The sequence below is a fragment of the Leptospira alstonii serovar Sichuan str. 79601 genome (assembly GCF_000347175.1).
GTDB classification, from domain to species: domain Bacteria; phylum Spirochaetota; class Leptospiria; order Leptospirales; family Leptospiraceae; genus Leptospira; species Leptospira alstonii.
Map to the genome: position 1 here is coordinate 5,001 of NZ_ANIK01000036.1, position 23,197 is coordinate 28,197.

18 protein-coding genes are annotated in these 23,197 nt (G+C 42.3%); 17 read left to right on the plus strand and 1 reads right to left on the minus strand.

All coding sequences use genetic code 11. The annotated features are described in order from the left end of the window. The first annotated feature begins 173 nt into the window (after window positions 1–173). Complete coding sequence (locus LEP1GSC194_RS09285) at window positions 174–695, plus strand: DUF1564 family protein (RefSeq protein WP_020773366.1); 522 nt, start codon at window positions 174–176, stop codon at window positions 693–695. A gap of 502 nt (window positions 696–1,197) precedes the next feature. Continuing rightward, on the plus strand, window positions 1,198–1,944 hold the full coding sequence (gene lsa26, locus LEP1GSC194_RS09290) for a surface adhesion protein Lsa26 (protein ID WP_020773362.1): 747 nt from the start codon (window positions 1,198–1,200) through the stop codon (window positions 1,942–1,944). A 512-nt stretch (window positions 1,945–2,456) separates the two neighbouring features. Here the strand turns inward: lsa26 and LEP1GSC194_RS09295 are convergent. Beyond that, complete coding sequence (locus LEP1GSC194_RS09295; RefSeq protein WP_081605069.1) at window positions 2,457–4,271, minus strand: M23 family metallopeptidase; 1,815 nt, start codon at window positions 4,269–4,271, stop codon at window positions 2,457–2,459. Between the two features lie 200 nt (window positions 4,272–4,471). Between LEP1GSC194_RS09295 and lptE the strand changes: the two genes are divergently transcribed. The 15 genes from lptE to LEP1GSC194_RS09370 form a co-directional block, all read left to right on the plus strand. Next, on the plus strand, window positions 4,472–5,032 hold the full coding sequence (gene lptE, locus LEP1GSC194_RS09300) for an LPS assembly lipoprotein LptE (RefSeq protein ID WP_020773355.1): 561 nt from the start codon (window positions 4,472–4,474) through the stop codon (window positions 5,030–5,032). A gap of 31 nt (window positions 5,033–5,063) precedes the next feature. Continuing rightward, on the plus strand, window positions 5,064–5,546 hold the full coding sequence (locus LEP1GSC194_RS09305; protein ID WP_017809903.1) for a Fur family transcriptional regulator: 483 nt from the start codon (window positions 5,064–5,066) through the stop codon (window positions 5,544–5,546). Then, window positions 5,543–6,667, plus strand: coding sequence for a tRNA guanosine(34) transglycosylase Tgt (tgt, locus tag LEP1GSC194_RS09310; RefSeq protein ID WP_020773369.1), 1,125 nt, complete (start codon window positions 5,543–5,545; stop codon window positions 6,665–6,667). The genes LEP1GSC194_RS09305 and tgt overlap by 4 nt, the downstream gene beginning before the upstream one ends. Window positions 6,668–6,737: 70 nt before the next feature. Further along, window positions 6,738–7,073: an STAS domain-containing protein gene (locus tag LEP1GSC194_RS09315; RefSeq protein ID WP_000406878.1), complete on the plus strand. Its 336-nt coding sequence runs from the start codon at window positions 6,738–6,740 to the stop codon at window positions 7,071–7,073. A gap of 47 nt (window positions 7,074–7,120) precedes the next feature. Then, window positions 7,121–8,791, plus strand: coding sequence for a lipoprotein LipL71 (locus LEP1GSC194_RS09320; RefSeq protein WP_020773357.1), 1,671 nt, complete (start codon window positions 7,121–7,123; stop codon window positions 8,789–8,791). Window positions 8,792–9,036: 245 nt separating this feature from the next. Further along, entirely contained in the window at window positions 9,037–9,951 is a 915-nt protein-coding gene (gene nadC / locus LEP1GSC194_RS09325) for a carboxylating nicotinate-nucleotide diphosphorylase (protein ID WP_020773367.1), read from the plus strand. A gap of 4 nt (window positions 9,952–9,955) precedes the next feature. Continuing rightward, window positions 9,956–11,980 (plus strand): RelA/SpoT family protein, encoded by a 2,025-nt coding sequence (locus LEP1GSC194_RS09330; RefSeq protein ID WP_020773360.1) that lies wholly within the window; start codon window positions 9,956–9,958, stop codon window positions 11,978–11,980. Between the two features lie 13 nt (window positions 11,981–11,993). Continuing rightward, window positions 11,994–13,802: an extracellular solute-binding protein gene (locus LEP1GSC194_RS09335; RefSeq protein ID WP_020773364.1), complete on the plus strand. Its 1,809-nt coding sequence runs from the start codon at window positions 11,994–11,996 to the stop codon at window positions 13,800–13,802. A gap of 10 nt (window positions 13,803–13,812) precedes the next feature. After that, complete coding sequence (locus LEP1GSC194_RS09340; protein WP_020773368.1) at window positions 13,813–14,880, plus strand: hypothetical protein; 1,068 nt, start codon at window positions 13,813–13,815, stop codon at window positions 14,878–14,880. A gap of 695 nt (window positions 14,881–15,575) precedes the next feature. Then, on the plus strand, window positions 15,576–16,877 hold the full coding sequence (gene purB, locus LEP1GSC194_RS09345; protein ID WP_017810263.1) for an adenylosuccinate lyase: 1,302 nt from the start codon (window positions 15,576–15,578) through the stop codon (window positions 16,875–16,877). Further along, window positions 16,878–17,660: a Rossmann-fold NAD(P)-binding domain-containing protein gene (locus LEP1GSC194_RS09350; RefSeq protein WP_017810262.1), complete on the plus strand. Its 783-nt coding sequence runs from the start codon at window positions 16,878–16,880 to the stop codon at window positions 17,658–17,660. It begins immediately after the preceding gene. 388 nt (window positions 17,661–18,048) lie between these two features. Further along, complete coding sequence (locus LEP1GSC194_RS09355) at window positions 18,049–19,212, plus strand: hypothetical protein (RefSeq protein ID WP_231384520.1); 1,164 nt, start codon at window positions 18,049–18,051, stop codon at window positions 19,210–19,212. Window positions 19,213–19,541: 329 nt separating this feature from the next. Beyond that, window positions 19,542–20,366, plus strand: a complete 825-nt coding sequence (locus tag LEP1GSC194_RS09360) for a sterol desaturase family protein (RefSeq protein WP_020773359.1) — start codon at window positions 19,542–19,544, stop codon at window positions 20,364–20,366. Window positions 20,367–20,668: 302 nt separating this feature from the next. Further along, on the plus strand, window positions 20,669–22,150 hold the full coding sequence (locus tag LEP1GSC194_RS09365) for an SBBP repeat beta-propeller lipoprotein, LipL53 family (RefSeq protein WP_036041926.1): 1,482 nt from the start codon (window positions 20,669–20,671) through the stop codon (window positions 22,148–22,150). A 452-nt stretch (window positions 22,151–22,602) separates the two neighbouring features. Beyond that, the coding region (locus LEP1GSC194_RS09370; protein WP_036040806.1) for an IS110 family transposase at window positions 22,603–23,197 on the plus strand (595 nt) is incomplete at its 3' end.

Sequence of the window (23,197 nt, forward strand, 5' to 3'; positions counted from 1 at the left end):
TTAAAAGTAAAATCGAACGGATATTAGGGAAATCCTGATTACAAAATTTAAAAAAATCAAAATATTATAATATTTACCTATAAAATTAAAAATCAGATTCAAAAAAAATACAAAAAAGGATTTTTTTTTCAAAAAGCAGAACCGCCTGAACGATTCTTGGAACCGTAACCGGTATGAAGATAAAAAAAGCAAAACAAGCAGTCAGGCATTTACGCCTCTTGAAACCGAACCGCTCCGGAAGGGAGCAATTTGATCAGAAAGCTCTTTTGGCTTTGGATTCTCAAAAGAATCTTAAAAAATTGGGCTCACCCGCGGATCTTAATGTTCCTAAAGAACTGGTCCCCTATTTAAACAAAAGAATTCGAATGGCCGGTTCTTTGAGGTTACTATTGAATCAATGCATTTACAAAAGGTCGTATTTGTTGTTGGTTCAAAAGAACACTTCCAAGGATAAAATCTGTTATCAAAAGCAAAATCTCAAATTGAAACGATTTCCTTTTCGACCCTTTGAAGATGATTGGATAGAGCTCAGGAGACTTGCATTTTTTCATCGCGTTTCAATGTGTAGAATGTTCGTTAGATTACTTGAAACGGATCTTTATCCGGAAGCAAAATATGCCGAAAATCCGGTCCTGGAGAAATTTCAGAGTTTCCATTATCACAATCAAGAACCGATACGAAAGACCGGAACTTAAGTAATGAGAATTTTTGCTTTAATTTGAAAGAGGAATAGAAGGGTTATCTCAAGATAACTAACGCGAGTTAGGCGTAGGAAAGTTTGGGCGAATCCGGCCTTGAGGGCCGGACCGCGCTTTCTGCTCTGATCAACAAATTGACGAACCCTTCGAAAAGCGAAATTCTTTCGTCGTTCCAATTTGTTGATCTCGCTTCAATCGCTTTCGCATTCGTTAAACCGAACTTACGTTCTTAGGGATGGTACTCTTTTTTACAGTTATGAGTAAAACCTGTTCTCCTTTCTTCATGGACGATAGAATTGTCGAATTTTGAAAGTTTTACTCATAGCTATATAATAAAGCCCCCAATATTTTGCGTTGAAACAGTGTTTTGCGATAAAAACTACCGGTACTCAATTTTATAGGGATCAGTAGGACAAACTCTAAATATTTCTTGAAAATGAAAATTCTTCCTCTTACATTGATTTCATCTTAGAATTTAAGGAAATTTTGGAGTGTATTCATGTTTAGGAATTTAAAAAGAATTGGTGTTTTACTTTTTTCAATCGGGTCTTTGTTTTTTTCTTTTTCTTCCGTTTTCGCTTTAGGGACTTATTCGGAAGGTTGGGCGGTCGTAAAGCTGGTTCAGTTTGAAAGTAGAGGACTTATTTTCGATTCTCACGAAGGTATTTTGGAATTCACCACCTATGATAAATCCGAAAAGTGCGAAGCATCAAAAGACGAATGTTTTACTCCTTTGAAAGAAAAGGTCGAATTTTCGGTTCGCCCTGAAAATGGAGAGATTGTAAATTTTTTAAATAATAGCGTAAATCAAGAAATTTTAATTCAATATAGGATTCATAAAATTGAGCCAATCGCGCTTTCCACAGATTTTGAGGTGGTCGGAGTACAAAAACAAATTGCGACGATTCCTAAGGAAGTCGTGAATAAAATCATCGTGGAGAAGTCCGGATCAAAAAGAAATTTCTCGGTTTCAGGAAGAATTCTTCAATTAGAATATCAAGGAACCCTAATAGGAACTTACGAAGGTTTGTATCTGGATGAAGTTCGCGGTAAGGTTCATTCCTTTTCCATAACTAACGAAGAAGTTGCTCAGTTTGTCTGGAATACGATGAAATTTGGAACTAAATATTATATCGGTATTTCTGTGGCATTTGCCACCGGTTGGAGAAAGTCGGACTATGACGTTTTTGAAATCAATTATAATGCTTCTGCCGGTGGAGTCTATAACACTGACTCGAAGAAGTAGCCGGTCTTAGGTAAGGCGGGTTTGTGGAGAAAGATGGGAGAATAAGAAACTCGAGTGCAACGGCCCCACAACGCGCCCCTTAGGAAGCGTTGTGGGGTTGCGTTTCTTCAACGCGACCCAGAGGCTTTTTAATATCAGAAAATTATACTTTTTGCAAGTAAAAAGCCTTACTCTTATCGGAACACTTGCGTTTTATTGTATCTAAAGTCCAAATTCCTAAAATCTAATCACTAGCCACTTGAAAAATGTGCGTTTTCGATTCTTCTTCCAAAATCCTTCTCTGCTTTGCGGGGCTGGTTATGATAGGAAGTAATTCACTTTAGAACTTGTCCGAAAACCGTCCAATGTGGGAACTCCCACGTTTTTCTTTTCGGATTTTCAGTTTGAAACATAATATTGCAATCGCTTTCGCATTTTTTACGGCGAACTTAGATTCAGTAAGAGCCCTTTTTTCAAAGAAGTGGTTGGTCTACCGACCACTTTGAAAAAAATAATTCTTGAGGATAAGAACGTTAAAGTGCAATATAGTCCTTCTCATTTTCCATATCTTCCGGCGTTTTTTCCAAATCAATGAGGTCGGTTAACCACTCTGAAAGATTACCGGCCCTATCTTTAATTCTTGCTTGAAGTAAAAACCTTCTTTTAAATTTTCCAAAAGATCGCGGAATTTTCACAAGAATCATTTTACGATCGGATTCAAATTCATACGGAAATATTTGCCCGTCTAAAAGAATCTCCGCTCCTCCGGCGTATCCCGAACCGATATCGGATACGGAATACATTCTTTCTATAAGGGAAGATGGTCGGACCTCCGGCGTAAATCTATGACGGGAAATTAAAAACGGATGATCAATTCTGGGTTTAGAACGGTCTTCTAAAACGGCAACGATTCCTATTTTATTCAAGACCGCGCTCGTTCCTCCGCTTTCGGAGGTCGTTTTTAAAATCACCCAACGTTTTGTTCCTTCTTCGAATAAATAAAGATTTTCCCCTTTACCAAGTTTTCTCCCCCGCCACAACAATTTTGCTTCCCCGGACCAACTGATTCCGGTCGATTCGATTTCGATCAGCTCGCTTTTTAAAACCAAACCTTCGGGTAATGAATTTTCGCGAGGAGTTCCGACCTTTTCAAAAAGAACATACCCTTTTCCGAATGTATTTCCTTTCGGAGTTTTGAGTAAAAACCTACTATCCCGAGACGAATATTCCGTTGCGGTTGTTTTCTGCGTTTGTCCTTTAAAACCTGAATTGAGAATTTTGATTTTCAGGGAAGAAAGGTTCCCTTCTTTGTCTCCGGCCACGATTTCCAAAGGGATCTCTTGGTTTTCCGAAAATTCTCTAAGATCGACGCTTGATTTTAAAGAAGGAAAAAGATTATAGACATAAACCGGCGGATTGAGCGAAGAGCGATTCGAATCATAAATCGATTGATGATCCCTTGCTTCCGCGTAGCTCATCTTTTCAAATTTCCTTTCATAGAGAATCCTTCCCTCGGATAGAAGTTTTGCAAAATAGAGATTGTTTTTGTTCCGGGAATTCATTCGATCGAACGCGCCGAGTTTTATCCTCACTTCTCCGCCGAGCCTCAAAGGTTCCGGATCATTCAGTTCATAAGTTCCGTCTTCTTTTTTCTTAAGTGGGATTCTGAATTTCTGACCATCGGAAGAATCAACGTAAAGAACCAACAATTCGGGTGGAGTTCCGTCCTTATCGTTCACGGTAAGATAGGCAAGGGGATTAAACGTATCTCCGTTCCCGTGGAGTTCAAAGTGTAAATGAGGAACTCCGGTTCCCGATTCTCCGATTCTTGCGATCGGTTGCCCTTGTTTTACGGAAAATTTGCGATCCGAAAACTTCACGGAAAAAATTCCGTTGCTTAGAAGGTGAAGTGCCTGTCTTAAATTCTCCAGTTCCTTCTTTGCACCCTCCAAATTGAAAAGATGCGCAAACTTAGCTCGTAATCCCGAGGGGGAACGAAGCATTAAATTGAGTCCGTACCCTGTCGGAGATTCGGAGACGGATTCGACGACTCCGTCAAAAGGAGCGATCGCCGGAAAACCATTCAGATGAAAGGTTTTAAAATCAGCTCCCATGTGAAGGTGGTGAGTTCTATATTCTGCAAAAGAACCGGAGACTGGAGTTTGAATCTCCATCGGAAATCGGAGTTTTCCTTGTAACTCGGGAAAAAGCAGTAATTCTGGTCGGTCCTCCGCCCTCAATCCCTTCCCTTGAAAGATGAAAACGAACAAAAGCGCAACATAAAAACCGGATCCGAAAGAAACTCGGCGATGCTGAACTCTCGCAGTATCGATGACGGAGCCCGACATACGAGCGCGGGGTCCTGAGCTAAGAGTTTGACATTTTTGATAAAGTAAAATTAAGTTTTGAGACATACTGAAAGTAGAAAGAGTAAAAAATCTTTTCATCTTCCGAAAAAACTGGGTCAAAAAATGAAATTTGTAAAGTCGAAAAGCGCCCGTAAAAAACTCCTTGCGCGGAGGTCCGACCACAAAAGACATTTCTAACTATGTTTTTTGCCCGACCGGTGATCCTACTTGTAATCGCTCTACAATTTTATCACTGCACTTATTTTACAAGAGAACCTCGGAACCCGCCGAAAATCGACGGGGTTCCGATCCCAGACGATCAGAGAAGGCTTTACGTCCAGAACTTCAGAAACAATTCGTACGGAATCGGAGTTCAAACTCTACTCACTGAACTCGTTCGCGCCGAGATAGATACAAGAGGAAGATTTATCCAGACTAGAGAAAAATCGATCGCGGCGTATCGACTTTACGGAGAAGTCGTTCATTATCAGCTTGTCGGAAATCTTCTCGACCAAGGAGGACAATCGATTTCCAGAGAAATGTTGATCATCGTTCGACTCGAACTTCAAAAAGCGGGAGGACAAAAAATACCTTTAGAAAGGGAAGAGATTCCGGTAAGAATTATATTCTCCGATCAGGTCGGGTTCAGAGAAAGCGAAAGTCAGGCTCAGGCGCGGCTTTTAAAAATTATGGCGATTCGAATCGCAGAGGAGATGGAAAGAGCTTGGTATTTTTCTATTGCCGGAAAGATCGATCCCTGATAATCTTGATTCGTTCTTTGGGTAATCTTATATGAATCGAGAAAAACAGGAAGCCATTCTAAACAAAACGGAACCCGCGGTTCGCATGGAAATGCAGACCTTTTCCGAATACCTTCAAAAAGAAGGTCTAAAGATTACCAACCAGAGGATGTTGGTAGCGGAAAGAATTTTTTCCCTTCACAATCACTTCACCGCAGAAGGACTTTTAGAGGAATTTAAGGACCAGAGAGATCAAATCTCCAAAGCTACAATTTATAGGATTCTTTCCATTATGGTTTCTGCAGGTTTATTGCAGGAGCATAACTTCGGAAAGGATTACAAATATTACGAACACATCATAGGACACAAACACCACGATCATATCATCTGCACGGTCTGCGGAAAAATCGTCGAGTTTGTGGATGAAAGAATCGAACAACTCCAAGAACAAGCCGCAAAAGACAACGGCTTTAAGATCACGGGTCATAGCTTGAACATCTACGGAACCTGTAACGAACATTCTGCCGGTAGATGATTTTTCAAACCGTTTCCGAAGATCCTCATACAAGAGCCAGAACCGGAATTCTAAATCTCAACGGAGTGAAATTGGAAACTCCGGTATTCATGCCCGTAGGCACAAGGGGAGTCGTTAAAACTCTTTCGGCCGACGATCTTGAAGAACTTGAGTATTCTTTAATATTAGGAAATACGTATCATCTCTATCTCAGACCCGGAACTTCCGTGTTGGATCGTTTCGGAGGACTTAAAAATTTTTCGACCTGGAAAAAAGCGCTCCTTACGGACAGCGGAGGTTATCAGGTATTCAGTCTCAACTCCCTGTTTAAATACGAACAAGACGGAGTTCGTTTTCAATCTCATATCGACGGAAGTCGTCACTATTTTACGCCCGGTTCTGTCATCGACATACAAAGAAGCATCGGTTCCGATATCATGATGGTTTTGGACGACTGCGCTCCCTTTGATTCCAGTCCGGAAAGATTGAGGCAATCCTTGGAACGCACTTCTCGATGGGCTGAAATGTCCGTGGAATATTGGGAGAAGGATAAGAATTCTCAACATCTCTTCGGAATTTTTCAAGGAGGAGTCGATCTCGATTTACGTTTAGAAAGTTTGAATACGATCACCTCACTGCCGTTTGACGGAATCGCGATCGGTGGACTGTCGGTCGGAGAACCTCGGAAGGATTTCATCCGAATTTTGAACGGAATTTCGACCTATACGGATCGAAATCGTCCTCTTTATTTGATGGGAGTGGGCACCGTTCCGGATATTTTGGACGGAGTGAAGAACGGTGTGGACATGTTCGATTGTGTACTTCCGACCCGAAACGCAAGAAACGGCCAAGTCTTTACGTCTTTAGGAAAGATCAATCTTAGAAATGAAAAATGGAAGAACTCCGATGCGCCTATGGATCCGAATTGCGGCTGTAAGGTGTGTAAAAGATATAGTATCGGGTACATCAGACACTTACATCACGTGGGAGAGATCACCGCATTCTCACTTTCGACGTATCATAACTTATATTTTATGAAAAGTTTCCTTTCAGAGATTCAAAAGTCCATTCAAGCGGGAAGGTTTTTAGAAATCTATGCCAAGTGGAAAAATTTGTATGAAAAGCCCGAATTTTCCGGTTGACTATTTAAAGAATCGCCTTTCCTTTAGTAGAGCTGGCCGGAAAGATACAGAAAGGAGTTGCTGATTATTTATGGAAATAACCAGAAGAGAAAGCGGGAACATTGTGATTCTGGACATAAACGGAGAGATCGATCTCTACAATGCCCCAGAAATTAAAGATGTAATCGCTAAACTCATCGAGGAACAAAAATATTATACCATTATCAATCTGGAAAAAGTTTCCTACATTGACTCTTCTGGTATCGGTGCTCTCATTTCCAGCCTCTCCAATCTGAAGAAATATCAGGGTGGACTTAAAATTATCAACGTCTCAGGATCCGTGAGAAAGGTGTTCGAGCTCACAAAGCTGACCTCTTTTTTTGAGATTTTTGATAATGAGTCGGAAGCAGTTTCTGCTTTTAAGTAAGACCGGATCCTAATTTTATCCTACCTTTTCTGAAACCTGGTGCCGCAATGAAATCAACTCAAAGAAAAATACTTTCTTTTTTTATAATCTTACTCGCAGGATTTCTTATTTCCTGCGGAGCTGAACTCCCTATTCAGGAGTTAAGTGATGCGAAAAACTCCATCACAAGAGCGAAGTCCGCGGGCGCAGAAAAATACGCCCCGGCCGAGTTGGAAGAAGCTCGTAAGAATTTACTCACAGCACATCAAAAAGCTTCGGAAGAAGATCTTGGAGAAACGAAAAAATCCGCATTGTATGCAAGAGCAAAGGCTCTGGATGCTTCCGAAAAATCCCTTCCTTCTTCCGTAGACGATACTCGTAAGGAATCCAGCGCCGCGATCGAATCCGCCGAAGAAGCCTACGCTTCCCAACTCGCTTCCGAACCTTATAATACTTCCGTCCAACTTCGCAAAGAAGGGGATTCGCTTCGGGAAACGGCGGATAGAACCTTAGAATCCTATCCTAAAGAATCCGGAGACGATGCCAAACTGAGAACGAGATTGGCCGCATTCGACCAGTATGAGGCTTCTCGTCAGAAATATGCGGATTCTAAAAAAGCTGCGGACGAATCGAAAGTATTGGCGCTTTCTCAAAAACAACAATTGATCGATTCATTGGCGGATATTGACAAAAATCTAAACGACGCGGATAAATACGCCGAAGGAAAAGACCCGGAAGTTTCCGAAACAAGAGCCCGTTTGGATTCCTCCAAAACGAAAATCGAAGAAGGAAAGATCAAGGATGGATACGCGGAAATCGACGATATCCGCAAAAAATCCGGAGAACTTGTCGCCAAGAATATCAAGGCTTATGCCGAAAGACAGAAGGAACTGGCAAAACAAAGCGTAGCGAGCGCCACTACAAAATTAGCCTCTTTTGATAAGAATAAGATCAACGCTTCCAGAGATTTTCAGGTTTCTTACCAAAGAGCCGAAGAAAATCTAAAAGCTGCGGACGAGTCCAGAGTATCCGCAGAAGATTTATACTCTTCCGAAAAATACGAAGATTCGATCTCTCGTTCCGAAGAAGCGATCCGTCTTTCCAGAATCGTAGTAGACCAAGTTATTGAATTGGCTGAAAGAATGGAAAGAAAAACGACCGATGACAAGGTCGCAGGTCGTGATACAAAAACCGGAACCGATACTAAAAAGAATACTAAGAATCAATCCACAACGGACGGAAAAAGTTCTTCTTCAAAAATCGGAGAAGACGGTCTGCCTGAAGGTTGGAAACGTTATGTGGTTCGTAAAAAGGTTCCCGCAGATTGTCTTTGGAGAATCGCAAAGGACAAGAGACATTATGGAACTGCAAAGCTTTGGAAAAGAATTTACGAAGCGAATCGCGGCAAAATCAAAAATCCGAACTTGATTTATCCGAAACAAGTCTTATTGATTCCTCCTAAAAAAGGTTCGACCCAATTCCATAAGTATGAGCCTTCCAGAAAGAAGAAGCCTGCTAAGGAAGAAGTGGAAGCCATTGAGGAAAATCAGAAACCGGTTGCGACTTCTCCTGAAGAATCCGAATCCGGAGAGGCGGATCATAAAAAGAAGACTGAGACTATGACTCCTCCGGCGGCTGCGTCGGAAGAAGAAGCCGGTGGTGGAGATTCCGAAACCAATGAGGAAGCTGCTCCTGAAGAGGAAAACGGAGAAGAAGAAAATCCGGAAAATCTTCAGTAAAAAATCGCAAGATTTTTTCAAAACGAAGGCTCGGTCAATTATACCGAGCCTTTTTTGTTTGTGAACGGAGTTCTTACCTGAATTGCGATCCATAGAGAGCAATTCATGAGTTTAGTAATTGCGATCCATAGAGATCAATTCATGAGTTTAGTAATTGCGATCCATAGAGAGCAATTTGCACTACAGTTTTTGAGGCAATCTACGACAGTCTCTTATTTTGGAGATTCTGACCGAAATTCACTTGATTGTGGCTTTCCAATTGCAAAACTTTCTTTTGGATTCAAATGAAACGCGCTTATACCCATCCGATTTCGTCCGTAAGCTATCAAGACTATGAAACTCTGGTGAAATTGGCCTGGCAAGAGGATTGTCCGGAAGAGGATATCACTTCCGTTTCCCTTTTTACTCCGGATCAAAAAGCGACCGCAAGTTTGAACGCAAGAGAACCAGGAATTTTTTGCGGGTCCGGTGTATTAGAAGTATTGAATGTTCTTTCCGGAAACCTACTTCGGTCGGAACTTTTAAAAAAGGACTCGGAGAGTTTTCAAAAAGGCGACACACTTTTAAAAATCGAAGGAAGTCTCGTTCAAATTCTTAGGATAGAAAGGATTTTACTGAACTTTCTTCAATATCTTTCCGGCATCTCCACTCGAACCGGCGAAGTGGTGCAGAAATACGGACAAAAAGGTCTTATGATCCTGGATACTCGTAAGACCCTTCCGGGTTATCGCAAACTCGCAAAATACGCCGTTTACTGCGGAGGCGGAAGTAATCATAGACTCAATCTTTCCGAAATGGCGATGATCAAAGACAATCATCTCGCGATGTATTCTTCTTCTCGCGAACCTGTCGGAAAAATCAAAACACGTTTTCCGGGCCGGCTTGTAGAAGTGGAAATCGATTCCCTTCTGCAACTTGAAGACGCGATGAGTTCGGGAGCCGAGATCATTTTGTTGGATAATTTTTCTCTGGAAGATACAAAGACCGCGTATTCCATTCTCACGCAAAAGGCGCCTAACGTTCTGGTCGAATTTTCCGGAGGGATCACTCCCGAAAAACTGGAGGCCCTTTCCGAATTTTCAGGAGCGGGCGTGAGTATGGGATATCTCACACATACGACTCGTTTTCTGGATCTCGGTTTGGATATCGAGCAACGCTGAAGGTATGGGTTTTGTGAAAGCTCTCGCAACCAAAGACATGCTCCTGGAAGGAGTTCGGGAAACGCTTGGAGATCACGCCTATGAATCCGTTCAAAAGGCGTATGACGTGTCCGAACGCGCGCACCAGGGACAGTTCCGACTTTCGGGCGAACCTTATATCGTTCATCCGCTTCAAGTGGGATTTATCCTCTACGAACTCGGTCTGGATGAGAAGGTCATCTGCGCGGGACTTCTTCACGACGTCATCGAAGACACCGAATATTCTCGAGATGATATGATCCGGGATTTCGGAGAGGACATCACCGATCTCGTGGAAGGTGTCACAAAAATTTCCAAGATCAAAAGTCAGTCGAAAGAAACCGAAGCCGCGGAAAATATCCGAAAGATCATCGTCGCTACGATCCGGGACATACGAGTCATTCTCATCAAACTGGCGGATAAAACGCATAACATGCGTACTCTTTCGTTTCAACCTCCCGAAAAACAAAGAAGGATCGCCCTGGAAACACTTTCCTTATACGCTCCGATTGCGGGTAGATTGGGGATTTATAAAGTCAAATCCGAACTCGAGGACCTTGCGTTTCAGATTTTAAATCCGGATGATTATCAGGAAGTAAAGAAGAACATCAATTCCAAGAAATCGGAAAGGGAAGGGTTTATCGAAACCCTGAAGATCATTCTGCTTCAAAGACTTTCCGAAATTCAAATCGAAGCGGACGTGGACGGAAGGGCCAAACATTTCTATTCCATCTATCGCAAGATGAAACTCAAAGAGAAAACCTTCAACGAAATTTTCGATCTTAGAGCGATCCGTATCATCACGAACGAAGTGAAGGATTGTTACGGAGTATTAGGAATCGTGCATACACTTTGGAATCCGGTTCCCGGCCGTTTTAAGGATTATATCGCGACTCCTAAAACCAACATGTATCAGTCCCTTCACACGACCGTCATCGGTCCCGACGGAAAACCTCTCGAAGTTCAGATTCGCACCCGAGAGATGAACGACATCGCCGAATACGGAATCGCCGCGCACTGGATGTATAAGGAAAGTAAACCTTCCGCGTCTTCAAAGAGCGTTAAGGTGAAATGGCTCGAGCTCCTCAGTTCTTGGCAGGACTCGGCTTTGGATCCGAAAGAATTTGTGGAAGAACTCAAATACGATCTTCACGAAGACGAGGTGTTCGTATTCACTCCGAAAGGTGAAATTCTTCAGCTCCCTAAAGGGGCGACGATTTTAGACTTCGCGTTTCGGATTCATACCGATGTCGGTTTAAAAGCGAAAGGCGGAAGGATCAACGGAAGGATGCTTCCTCTCCGAACCGAACTTCGTTCCGGCGATCAGATCGAAATCATCACAGATAAAAGAACCAAACCCTCTCCGATTTGGTTGCGTATCGTGAGAACTCCTTCCGCAAGACAAAAATTGAGGAGTTACTTTCGGAAACTGAGAGAGGAAACCAAAAAGGATCTTCAACAAGAAGCGGAGTTTGCCGCCGAGATTACGCTTAACGTGGACGTTCTGGAAGAACTCAAAAAAAAACCTGCTTCGAAACCCGCAAAACAAATCGATCTGGCCGCGGGAAAGGTGATCGTTGCCGGTCTCCGCGGAATTCCCGTGCGACTTTCCGGTTGTTGTTCTCCTTTGCCCGGCGACGGGATTATCGGATTTGTCACCCGGGGAAGAGGCGTGAGTATCCATAAAAAAGGATGCGCTACCGCAAAACAACAGGAACAGGAAGAGTCCATGCGGGTCATCACCGTCGAATGGGATTACGGTCAGAGCGAATCGATTCCGGTGCTGATCGAAGTAAAATCGAAGGACCGACAGGGTATTTTTATGGAAATCGTAAAATCGATTTCCAACACACAAACCAACATCAGAGAATCCAAAGCAAGCACCGATCAAAGGGGAAACTTAGTCGCGAGTTTTGAAGTGGACGTGGAACATTTGGATCAACTCAAAGAGATCTTAAGCAATCTCAAACAGATCCCGGACGTATATCAAGCGCATAGAATTAAGAATTAAAAGAGGTAACTACTTGAAAAAAGTATCATATTCCGTTTTTTGCATTTTCCTCGTCCTTTCCTGTTTCGTTTTGATCGATTGCGGGGATAAGGAAGAATCCGAGGCGGCTACCGTTGTGGAAACACTTCCGTGGAAGGGTAATCCGGATTCGATTCCGGTCGCGCTTCGAGCGCACAATCCGATCGTTTCTCCCGAAGCAAAAAAGGGCGGGACGTTCCGAATTTACAGTCATCAATTTCCGAAATCCTTAAACTACTATTTGGATCAATTTTCCACCACGGCTCATATTTTCGGTCTTATGTTCGAGCCCCTTTTGGACTATCATCCGATCACGTTGGAACCGATTCCTCATCTCGCTTCTTCTTGGAAAATTTCTCCCGATAAAAAGAAGTTCACTTTTAAGATCGATTCGAACGCGGTTTGGTCCGACGGAAAACCGGTCACGGCAAAAGACGTCTTATTTACTTACGAAACTCTCATGGATAAGAATAACAATACGGCATCCTTTCGAATCGATCTTTCTCGTTTTGAAAAACCGGTCGTTCTGAACGAAAGAGAAATCGAATTCACTCAAAAGGAAATTCATTGGTCGAACTTCAACACGATTGCGAATTCTCTTTATGTTCTTCCCGCGCACTACTACCAAGACAGAAACTTTGATAAGGAGAATTTCGACTTCCCGGTCGTCTCCGGTCCTTATTTGATGCTTTCGGCGAAAAAAGGTCGTTACGTGAAGATGCGTCGAAGGGGAGACTATTGGATGCGCGCGTATCCTTTTTACAAAGGAACGGATAACTTCGACACCATCCTATTCAAGGTTTATAACGAGGAGCCGATCGCGTTTCAAGCATTCAAAAAAGGTGATATAGATATCTATCCTACCTACACGGCTTCGTTTTGGGTGAAAGAGGCGGTCGGCGAGAAGTTCGACGAGAATTATATTCTTAAACAAAAGTTCTATAACTCCAAAGCGATCGGTTTTCAAGGTCTGGTTTTTAATATGAGAAGGGGAATTTTTTCGGACGTTAAGGTTCGTAAGGCGTTCGCTCATCTCGTGGATCGAAAACTTCTGATCGAAAAGTTGGCGTATAACGAATACGAAGAAACGAACTCGTTCTATCAGGAGCTTTGGCCCGCAAATTCTTTCCCGAATCCTCCGATCGATTTCGACATAAAGAAGGCGAGGGAACTTCTGGCTCAAGCCGGTTGGAAAACGAACTCGAAGGGAATTTTGGAAAAGGACGGGAGGGAATTCAGATTCAACATTTTGGAGAGAGATAAGAAGTCCGAAAAATACCTGACCCTCATTCAGGAAAGAGCCAAAGAAGTCGGGATCGTAATCAACTTGGAAACCACGGATCTTGCCGAGTGGAGTTCTCGAATGGATAAGTACGACTTCGATATGACCTGGGCCGCTTGGGGTGGGGGAGTGTTCAAGGATCCGGAAGCGATGTGGTATTCCCAATACGCGGAAGAAAAGGGACAACCCAATCTTTCCGGATTTAAGAACGCCGAAGCGGATAAACTCATCGAACAACAAAGAACGGAGTTTTCGCTTGCGAAACGAAACGAGATCTTAAAGAAAATCGATAAAATTTTAACCGCCGAGGTTCCTTACGTTCTTTTATGGAATACGAGCGCGACAAGAATTATGTATTGGAACCGATTTAAGTTTCCTAAAAATCCTCTCGGAAAATACGGAAGTGAAAGGGAGGCCTCCTCTCTTTGGTGGTTGGACGAAGAACAGTCTTCGAAACTAAACGACGCGATTTTGAAAAAAGGAAAACTTCCTTCCGTTCCGGAGAAAGTTATCTTTCAGTAGATTCAAATTTATGAATAAACGGAATCGACTCGGAGAACTCGGCGGCGTTATACGGGATTTTTTAAGTTCTCCTAAGATTCCGAACTTTATCGAGCTTTTGGAAAAAGGGCTCGATAAGGAACTGTTTTACGATCCCGAAAAAACGAAACCGGAAATTCCGATCGAAGATCTTCCGGTGGATTATCGTCTTCGCGAATCCGGATTTGTCCGAAAAACCTACGAAAAAATCCTTCCCGTTTCTCATCTGTTTCGCATAACGCACAGATACGAACGTGAGTATCTCGATAACTTCATGCCTCTTTCCGCCGAAAAATATATCGGAAGAGGTTCCTACAAGTTCGTGTATGCGCTTCCTTGGAATCAGGTCGTAAAGATAGGAAAGTCAAAACTACCTTCCGATCCGATCTTCGGTTCCTTGTACAAACACGTTAAAAAAAATCTGGAACGTTATCTGAAATCGGAAGAGATCCAACTGATGGAATTCTTAAAATCCAAAACCTGGACGAGATCCGCAAAGGAAGACATTCATTTTAAGTTCGCTCGTTTGGGTTTGGAAAGGCTTCATTACTGGAAGTTGAAATCCTTGATTCCGGATCTTGTGTTGCCCACTCGCTATTTTATGGGACTCAGAGCGAGGAAGACTCCGTTCGGAATTCCGATTTTAACTCTGACACCTTGCGACAATCAAAATCTTCTTCCCGGAAAACATCTAAAGGAATTCATTCGATTGAACGAAAAGATCCGTCAGAATCCTTTGCAGGACGCTTTTTTTCCGAAATGGAAACTGAACTTCGACACTCATAAGTTCGGAGTAATCAGCCGTTCCAAGTTGAAAAAGATCGCCATGGATTTTCATCGTGTGATCGAGGTGACCAAACATTTGGCCGAAGAGGAAAAGTTGATCTTCGACATTCATTCGGAAAATATAATCATTACGTTTCCCGATTTTTCACTGAAGATCTTCGACTATCACGTGTTTGACGAACATCTCTACGAACCGAGTAAGGAAAATCCTTCTCCCGAGATCGATCATATCAACACGATCCGCGAATTCGTTCGTTCCTTTGAATTGGGCTGAAAATTTTTTCAGGCGGGTTCTCGACCGCGCCCCTTAGGAAGCGTTGTGGCCAAAAGCCGCGAAGCGAAAGCGATTATATGTTGCGATCCATAGAGAGCAACATTGAGTTAAATCCCGAACAAATTGGAAGGACGAAAGAAAACCGTTTTTCAAGCAAACCGTCAATTTGTTGATTGGAGTAAAAAGCGCGGTCCGGCCCCAGTTTTTTACGTAAGAAAAAATCGGGGCCGGATTCGCCCGAACTTTCTCCGCAGATTCATGTTGAAGTTAGAATATTCCGATTCTTGAATTTGGATTTTACGTTCTCCAAAGCTTAAGTGTCGCCCTCAAAGGGTTGCAATAGAAGGATCGCTTATGCAAAAGAGTGATCGTCGGTTTTCGTTTGGAGAAAGGAATCGTTAAAACTAAGTTTTAGGGAATCAAGAGGTTTCGAACTCCTGCGGCTTCGAAAAGATTCGTTCGTACGTTGTGACGGGAAAGGGACGAAAACCAGTTCTTTAAGGATGTGTATCTATCTTTCGAAACCCGAAGGAGGTTCTTTTTTTTTTAGAAAGAATCGAAATTAATTTAAAGAGGTTTAGAAAGTTGAGCAAAAAAACGAATTTTAAACGCTTTTTTTACGGGGTTCGTTTTTCTTTTTACAGAATAGACTTACTCGAAAGAGTGGATGGGAATTCAAATAGGAACCTTTAGAAATGATCGATCGTTATTCCAATCCGCAAATTTCCAAGATTTGGGAATTAGAGAACAAGTTTGAAATTTGGAAAGAAATAGAAATACTCGCCTGCGAAATCCGGATGAAACGGGGCGAGGTTCCTCCGGAAGATTTTCAGGAAATTAAGACAAAAGCTAAGTTCAATGTGGATGAGATCCTGGAAATCGAAAGTAAGGTTCATCACGATGTGATCGCGTTTTTGACGAACATGAATTCCTACATCGGACCCGCCGGAAGACACGTTCACTACGGTCTGACTTCTTCCGACATTGGAGACACAGCCCTTTGTGTTCAGATGGTTCAGGCGATGGATCTGATCCTTAAAAAAACGGACGCCCTTATCACCGTCGTCAAGAAGAAGGCGATTTTATACAGGGATCTTCCTTGTATCGGACGTTCCCACGGGATACACGCGGAACCGATGACTCTCGGACTGAAGTTCGCATTATTTTTTGAAGAATTAAACCGAAATCGTAAAAGAATGGCCGACGCGAGACAAGAGATCTCCGTCGGAAAACTTTCCGGCGCCGTCGGAACATATTCCAATATCGATCCGGAGATCGAAGCCTATGTCTGCGAAAAGATGGGCCTTACGGTGGATCCTATCGCGACTCAAGTTGTTTCCAGGGATCGGCACGCGTTTTATCTTTCCGTCCTCGGCGTTACCGCTTCTTCTTTGGATCGTATGGCGACGGAGATCCGTCTTCTGCAAAAGACCGAAGGAAGGGAAGTGGAAGAACCTTTTTCCGCCGGGCAAAAAGGTTCTTCGGCGATGCCCCATAAAAGAAATCCGGTGATCTGCGAAAGGATTTCCGGTCTTTCCAGAGTGATTCGCGCGAACGTAAACGTAGGTCTGCAAGACGTGGCCCTTTGGCACGAAAGGGATATCTCCCATTCTTCCGCGGAGAGAGTCGTACTTCCGGATTCCACCATCGCGCTCGAATACATTCTGGATAAGATGTTGTTCGTGATCGAAAATCTTCACGTATATTCGGATGCGATAGAAAGAACGTTAGGCGTCACACGAGGACTTATATTCTCCCAAAAGGTGCTTCTTGCATTGATTGAAAAGGGCAAGATCGTAAGGGAAGACGCTTACTTGATCGTTCAAGAACACGCGATGGCGGTCTGGGCGAACCAATCGGAAAATCTAAAAGCGAGATTGGAAAAGGACGGCCGAGTCAATCAGGTTCTGAGTCGGAAAGATCTGGACGACATTTTTAAAATCGAACCGTATCTCGAAAAAGTGGGGTTGATTTACAAACGATTGGGTCTCGAATAAATGCGGGTCGGAATTTTCGGTTTAGGTTATACCGGAATTCGGATCGCTAAAGAGTTGGGATCGAATACGGGGATCGAACTCAAAACGTTTTCGGCCAAAACCCGCATCGAAGGAACTGAAATATTCGATTTTTCGAATGTTCCTTCTTTGAACGAATTTGCTGAAAAGTATCCGAAAGGAAGTTTAGATTTATGCGTGGTTACGTTTCCCGTTCAGAAACTTTCTGATCCGACTTCGTTTATCAATCTTGTGTTTTCCTCGGGTAAGAATTTAATTCTTCTGGGGACGACGAGCATTTACAAAAGAGTTCCGGACATCGTCGAATCCACTCCTTTGATCGAGGACCACGATCGTTTTGCCGTCGAAGGGGAATGGCTCCGGCGTGGTGGAAAAATTTTGAGGCTCTGCGGAATTTACGGGCCTCTTAGAAATCCCGCCGATTGGGTGAGGAAAGGACTCGTGAAAAAGTGTTCGAGACAACTCAATCTGATTCACGGAGACGACGTGGCTCTGGCCGTTTCGCTTTTAATTCAAAAGATTCGAATTACAAGCTATTGGAATACGATCCCGAACGTACTCAACCTTTCGGACAATCAGTGGCATACTTGGAAAGAAATTTTTTCCCTCTTGGAAGAACACGAAAAAATTCCCGAAACACAAATCGAAGAATCTCCGAAAGAGGATAGTTTTATCGACAGTGAACAAATTCGGACTCTGCTTCCCGATCTACAAACCAAAAACTTTTGGGCGGAGTTGGAAAATCTGGAAGGAATCGGCGATTGACTCGCGTTTTTAGATCGTCCGGCTTATTTTGATTTGAAACTGATAAGACGAATATAAACCGTAATTCTTCCGATTCATGCGCGGATTAGACGGAAACAATGATATTGAAGCGGGGATTGCCTTGAAAAATAGAGAATTCATAAAGTTTTATATACTAAACTTATTATTTGGAAATTTGATCCTATTTCCGTTATTGACTAACAGCGTTTTTTTATCCACTATCGATATTTCTTTTAAGATTCATTTTCATCTATATTTTTCGATTTTTTCGTTCATCGCTCTTTTTATTTTAGAAAAAACGTATGATAAGGTGCAAAATAAATTCTTAATATTCTGTTTTATTGTTTTTTCCCTCCTGTTCCCGATTTTTTTATCGAGTTTTATTCCCATGTTTTTTGCACTTTTGGATTCTCGTTCGATCGGTAAAACGTTTCTATTTCCTTTCCAAACGGGTATTTCCGGAATTCTATCGGGTTCTTTTTACTGGATTCCTTTCGGTATATACGTTTATTTTCGTTTGTATCAAAATCAAAAAACTGCATATAGGTTTACGAAAAGAATGGTCTTGGTTCTAATTTCCATCGTTATTTTACTCGTTGGTTCGTTTGTAATCGGGATCAATAGCGATTTCAATTCTCCGTTTCGGAAAGTTCTTGAAAAGTCCCGTTTGGAAACTTTTCCTTTTATTACTACGCTCGATAAAATGGATCTGAAAGTATCGACCCCGAAAAATCTGCTTCTATTCGATAGGTTTAGATTTGGTTCGGTTTCTCCGGATTTATTGTATTTTTACGGTAATCCGGATTTAAAACGGAAGTTGGAGATTTCTTTCTACGACGTTGAATTTGATAAAAAAAATAAAACTCCGTTAACGATCGTTTACGGAGGAAAACGTAAAAAATACGAATTGGACGGGATCATCCACGATTATTCCGGAGTCATCATAAGCAATTTGTTATATTTGGTTTGGTTTCAGGAAGAGTGGAACGATGGAAATCAAAGGATCACTTCTTTTTATTTGAAAATAATCGATCTGAATTCATTGGAAGAGAATTATTCCGGTCGTATTTATCAAGAGGTTGGAACCGCAACGAACCCCGCTATCACTTATTTGCCGAAGGAAAATCTATTATTATTAGTCTATAATATGATTTCTCCTTCTTTAAAGGGTCTGCAGTATTTTAAAATCGGTTTTAATAGTCTGTCAGAACCGATTTTGTCCGACCAAACGAAATCCATATTCTATAAAAATTACGATTTAGATTTTGATAAACTCAAATTCTGGTATTCCGGAGACGGTAATTATCTATTTTCTCTGGTACGATCTGAAAACAGAATATTCGGCTATACCGGTGGTAAAAATGTAATCGGAATCGTTAAATTCGAGGATTTTGGAAATTATGATTCAATCCGAATTTTTGATTCTGGAGAATTCAATATTCATAATGTTTTTGTGGACGACGATCTGAATTTCACGTTAACCGAAATCGATACCGGAAAAATCCTCAAAATCAATTTTGACAAGATGTACAAAATCGATTTTGAACCGTGAACTAAGTTTACGTGTTCTAAAATTTGCCGACCAAGTCTCGGTGAGTTTCTGATTTTACAGAAGAGCTTCGACTTTCGGGAGTTCCTACGTTGAGAGGTCCGAATGCGGAGAAAATCATGGCCGGCTTCAGCGCCAAATCACAAATTTTGATGTTGGTTAGACGAAAAAAAAATACCTCCAAGTGGAAACAAATCGATCTCTAACGATCCATCTGTTGAAATCGAACGATTTTAAGAATCGGTCGAAATAATTTAAAAAAAATGGACCAAATCGGAATTTAGAGTTAAAATAACATTATTGTATATTCGGAATTTTAAGGTGGATGTCCAATGCAGGAAATACTTTCTAAGGTCGGTTACTCCGGTTTTTTCGGAATTGTCTGGGGAATTTTGCTGATACGTTATTTGCTCTTTGCGGGGATCGTGTTTTTGGTCGTTTGGATTTTTTTGGGTAAAAAACTTTCCCACAAACTCATTCAGGGCAAAAAACCGGAAAAGGAAAAAATCATTCACGAAGTCAAATATTCGCTGATAACCTTCCTGATTTTCGCGTTGTCCGGAGTGTTTATCGCCTGGTCTCACATACAAGATTACAATCTGATCTACGAAAATGTCGACGATTACGGGTTTGGATATCTTATCTTCAGCGTGTTTGCGCTGATTTTTTTGCACGATACGTATTTTTATTGGACGCATCGGATGATGCATCATAAATTTTTCTTCAAACACTTTCATCTCGTACATCATAAATCCACCAACCCTTCACCTTGGGCTGCGTTTTCGTTTCATCCTTTGGAAGCGATCGTCGAAGCCGGAATCCTTCCGATCGTGTCGTTTGTATTTCCTCTGAATCCGGCGGCGATATTCGTTTTCTTAGTTTATATGACTTCGCTTAACGTTTTGGGTCATCTTTCCTACGAACTTTTCCCGTCCCGTTTTTTAAAAAACAAGTATACGAACTGGCACAATACGAGCACGCACCACAACGTTCATCATAAGTACTTCAATTGTAACTATTCCCTCTATTTCAACTTTTGGGATAGAATCATGGGAACCAACCACGACAAATATCGGGAAATTTTCGAAGAGGTGGCGTCCCGAACTCGGAACAAAGGGGATTCTACATTAGAAAAAGAAAATATTTTTATTTTATAATATAGATTTCCAAAAAAATGCGGATTTTTAAAGGCGCCCATTACATAAGCGCTAAAACGAAAACGTTTCGAACCGATGCCGATTTGCCATAAAAATTCCATTTTGTAGCGTTTATCCGACGAATCTTATGCAAGATCCATTTTTTGGGGAAACGGCGGTGAAAATTCGCGCTTTAGTTGGAAACGGTTTGGGAGCGTATCCTAACGTATAGGGGAAAATGCCCTATACTTCTTAAAATTTCTTTCCAAAAAATCTTCGATCTTTGGAGTCGAATCATTCAAATATACGTTAGGAAAAATAGAATGATTCGTTTCTGCATCCCCATCTTAATACTATTGTTTCAGGCTTGTGCGCCCAAATCAAAGGGCGACAACTTATTTGTCGCTTTGTTCCAAGGGAACGTTACGCCTACCTTGCATGGTAATTCAGTCTCATCGGACGAAAATTCGTCGGATGAAAATTTAAATCCGGATCCGGAAAAGTCGGAGGAGGTCGAACTTCCCGAATGGACCGTCTTAAACGGAAAATCCCCCGGTGTGTTGACTATGCGGTCCAGATTGGCGGTCGATAAAAACAACGGTTTTGTATATGTGATTTCGGACGTTGACGGAAATCTTTATTTGGACGAACGGACCCAAAGACTTTTTCCTACTAGAAATCTAGTTTTGAAAAAATACAATTCTAAGAAAAAGATCATCTGGACGAAAGAATTCGGGCTTCCGGGCGTAAGGTTGAAGGTGGGCGGAATTGCTGTCGACTGGAAAGGAAATTTATACGCGACCGGAACTAGGATGCGTTTTTTGGAGGAAGGAGAGAACGAGGGAAACGAAAAAATGTTGTTACTTAAGTTCGATTCCGCCGGAAATTTGCTCTGGGAAAAACAAGTCGGTGTTCCCGGTGCATATAACTTAGTCGTGCCCACCGCGATCACGGCGGATGTTTGGGAAGATGTCTATGTGGCCGGAACTACAAACGCGCCCTTTGGAGGAAGTTATAGAAGTCCCGGTAACGCATTCATCATTAAGTTTAATCGTAGGGGAGAACAGATTTGGCTCAAACAACTTTCGATTCAGGCGACCGATATCATTCCGGGCGGACTCATTCTCGACCGACATTCGATGAATGTTTATATGGTCGGCACCGCAAGAGATGCGGATTTTAAAAAGCGTCGATTTACCGGCTCCGAAGGAAATACGCGCAATTACAGTCTTTTCGTTCTAAAATACAAGACTGCGAACGGAGAGTATGAATTTTTCGCACAACGGGGAGGAACACGTTCGGACCATTATGAAGGCAACGCAATCGCCGTGGATCGGAGTGGAGACGTTATCGTCGGAGGACGACAGAGTGAAGCGGATCCGAATACCGGAAAACATAAGGGTTACGTCGGAACCTTGATGAAATTCAACACGGAAGGTAAACTTCAGTGGACCCGCAAGATCGGTAAAGGCGACGGAGAGTTAAAGGTAACAGACATTGATTCGATAGATGTGGATCGGAAAGGAAATATTTTTACGACCGGAAGCACCAATGAAAACGTTGAAAAGGGAGAAGCCGATTCGGTCGGAGTTAAAGACGTATTCGTTTCCAAACATTCCACTTCCGGAGATAAGGAATGGGTAAGACAGATCGGAGCTACTCCGGGCCAGTCGCTTTACGGCACCGGGATCGGAACCGATTCTAATGGAAATCTGTACTGTGTAGGATCGGCGTCTGGAGGTGTGTTGAACGGACTTTCCGTTCAAGGAGGCATCGATCAATTCGTTTTGAAGTTGAGGGATTAAAACGCCGGTTTCAAAGGGCGAGTGGTTAGGCATAAAATTACCCACAAATACCTGGATCTGAAGATAAATCTGTCGGAATTACGACAAATCCTCCGTGAAACGTACGCCCGCCCTGCAACGCGCCCCTTAGGAAGCGTTGCATTGAGTTTCTAGGGGGCGCAATTCAGGGAAGAAACTCAATTTCGCTTCCTGTCGAATGATCCATAGATTAGTATGATTCTTGGACGTAAGACAGCTCGAAGTGTGATATTCTTGATTCGACGGAGTCAAGAAGGCCGATGGCAGATTGATCGCTCTCTTGGGGCTTAGACCCCGGTCCATAGATGAATCTAAATCGGCCACCGCAAACCAAAGTGTGGCGGCTTAACAAAGTCGACCGCGAATAGGAGTGCTGGTGATATCACCCGGCTTTGTTAAGACCTTCCGCCCTCTGTCATTTTAGGAGAAAAGAAATGAACAGTCAAGAAATCAAGTATGTAGGAATTGATTGCGGAAAGAAAAGTTTAGAGGTTGTTCGAATTAATTCGGAGAACTCGCTCGAACGTCGGCAATTCAGTACAACGGAAAGCGGTATTAGCAGTTTATTAAAATGGCTGACTTTAAATGATATTGTAGGTCTGGAAGCGGGCTCTCAATCTTTTAGAATTGCAAAATCAATTTTAAACAAAGGGATTCAAGTAATTGTCTTGAATCCCGGAGACTTAGCAACGATCTATCAATCTTTGAAAAAGACTGATAAAGAAGACAGTTTAAAAATAGCCAGGCTCATTCAACGTTATCCAATAGAAGAATTACCGGTTGTTCCGATTCCCACGGATGAAGAGGAAGATAATCGGCGATTGTGTACAGAGCATGAGAACTGGACAAGGCAACTGACGCAAGGTAAGAATCGACTTCACAGTTTATTCACTCAAGCCGGTTTGACTGAAATCACCAAAAAGCATTTACGAACAAAAGCATCCAGAGAAGTTTCTGTAGCTTTACTTCCTGATCGATACAAAAAGGAAGCGGAACGAATCTTAAAAGTTTTAGATTTAGTCGAACTAA